At 49.5% G+C, this 2,580-nt stretch carries 1 rRNA gene; it reads left to right on the top strand.

The window, feature by feature from the left end:
* Positions 1-98: 98 nt before the first annotated feature.
* Positions 99-2,580, top strand: a 23S ribosomal RNA gene (locus ACI35L_RS07120); the annotation flags it as partial.

Below are 2,580 nucleotides of genomic sequence, written 5' to 3'. Positions count from 1 at the left end.
GAGTTAGTACATTGAAAACTGAATATAATCCAAGCAAAAAACCGAGACAATCAAAGAGAACAGATTGTAGAGCGACCGAGAAGAGAATTCTTGAGTAAGGTCAAGTAGAAAAGGGCGCACGGTGAATGCCTAGGCACTAAAAGCCGATGAAGGACGTGACGAACTACGAAAAGCTTCGGGGAGCGGTAAGTACGCTAAGATCCGGAGATGTCCGAATGGGGGAACCCAATGCAGCGATGCATTATTGAATGATGAATAGATAGTCATTCAAAGGAATACGCAGTGAACTGAAACATCTAAGTAGCTGCAGGAAGAGAAAGAAAAATCGATTTCCTTAGTAGCGGCGAGCGAAGAGGAAAGAGCCCAAACCAAGTGATTTATCATTTGGGGTTGTAGGACTGCGACGTGGCAGCGTGAGTGATAGCAGAATTATCTGGGAAGGTAAGCCAGAGAGGGTGAGAGCCCCGTAAGCGAAATTGCAAGCGCGCCTAGCAGAATCCTGAGTAGGCCGGGACACGAGGAATCCCGGTTGAAACCGCGAGGACCATCTCGCAAGGCTAAATACTAATTAGTGACCGATAGTGAACCAGTACCGTGAGGGAAAGGTGAAAAGAACCCCGGAAGGGGAGTGAAAGAGAACCTGAAACCGTGTGTCTACAAGTAGTCAAAGCACATTAAGGTGCAATGGCGTGCCTTTTGTAGAATGAACCGGCGAGTTACGTTAACTAGCGAGGTTAAGTCAGAAAAGACGGAGCCGGAGCGAAAGCGAGTCTGAATAGGGCGAGAAGTTAGTTGACGTAGACCCGAAACCAAGTGACCTACCCATGACCAGGCTGAAGGTGTGGTAAAACGCACTGGAGGGCCGAACCCACGTAAGTTAAAAATTGCGGGGATGAGTTGTGGGTAGCGGTGAAATTCCAAACGAACTTGGAGATAGCTGGTTCTCTCCGAAATAGCTTTAGGGCTAGCCTCGTGGAGAGGATAATGGAGGTAGAGCTCTGTTTGGACTAGGGGCCCGTCAGGGGTTACTGAATCCAGATAAACTGCGAATTCCATATATCCATACACGGGAGTCAGACTGCGAGTGATAAGATCCGTAGTCGAAAGGGAAACAGCCCAGATCACCAGTTAAGGTCCCCAAATCTATGCTAAGTGGAAAAGGATGTGGAGTTGCGTAGACAACTAGGACGTTGGCTCAGAAGCAGCCATCATTCAAAGAGTGCGTAATAGCTCACTAGTCGAGTGGCGCTGCGCCGAAAATTTACCGGGGCTAAGCATAGTACCGAAACTGTGGATGTGTTTTAAAGAGCACGTGGTAGGAGAGCGTTCTAAGTGCGGCGAAGGCTAATCGAGAGGATAGTTGGAGCGCTTAGAAGTGAGAATGCCGGTATGAGTAGCGAAAGATAGGTGAGAATCCTATCCGCCGAAAGACTAAGGTTTCCTGGGGCAGGCTCGTCCGCCCAGGGTAAGTCGGGACCTAAGGCAAGGCCGAGAGGCGTAGTCGATGGATAACAGGTAGAGATTCCTGTACTGTGTTCAATCGTTATGAGCAATGGAGGAACGCAGGAGGCGAAACACGCATCGAGCTGGATCGATGTTCAAGCAGCGAGTGCGGTTAAGAGTCAAATGCTTCTAACCAGCAACATGAGCTGTGATGAGTAGCGAAGTAAAAGTAGCGAAGGTGATGTAGTCACACTGCCAAGAAAAGCTTCTAGCCAGAGAGAACATACCCGTACCGCAAACCGACACAGGTAGTCGAGTGGAGAACACTAAGGTGAGCGAGAGAACTCTCGTTAAGGAACTCGGCAAAATGACCCCGTAACTTCGGAAGAAGGGGTGCTGGCCATGAGAGTGGTTAGCCGCAGTGAATAGGCCCAAACAACTGTTTATCAAAAACACAGGTCTCTGCAAAATCGTAAGATGACGTATAGAGGCTGACACCTGCCCGGTGCTGGAAGGTTAAGAGGAGAGCTTAGCGCAAGCGAAGGTTTGAATTGAAGCCCCAGTAAACGGCGGCCGTAACTATAACGGTCCTAAGGTAGCGAAATTCCTTGTCGGGTAAGTTCCGACCTGCACGAAAGGTGTAATGATTTGGGCACTGTCTCAACGAGAGACTCGGTGAAATTATAATACCCGTGAAGATGCGGGTTACCCGCGACAGGACGGAAAGACCCCATGGAGCTTCACTGTAGCTTGATATTGAGTATCTTTTAAACATGTACAGGATAGGTAGGAGCCAAGGAATGCAGGACGCTAGTCTTGCAGGAGGCAATGTTGGGATACTACCCTTGTTTGAAGGATGCTCTAACCTCGACCTGTAAGCCAGGCCAGGGACAGTGTCAGGTGGGCAGTTTGACTGGGGCGGTCGCCTCCTAAAGTGTAACGGAGGCGCCCAAAGGTTCCCTCAGAATGGTTGGAAATCATTCGCAGAGTGTAAAGGTATAAGGGAGCTTGACTGCGAGAGAGACAACTCGAGCAGGGACGAAAGTCGGGCTTAGTGATCTGGTGGTACCGTATGGAAGGGCCATCACTCAACGGATAAAAGCTACCCTGGGGATAACAGGCTTATCTCCCCCAAGA

Origin of the sequence: Pradoshia sp., from assembly GCF_051873915.1 — a bacterium.
Lineage (GTDB): Bacteria > Bacillota > Bacilli > Bacillales > Pradoshiaceae > Pradoshia.
This window is presented reverse-complemented; position numbering and strand designations above follow the sequence as displayed.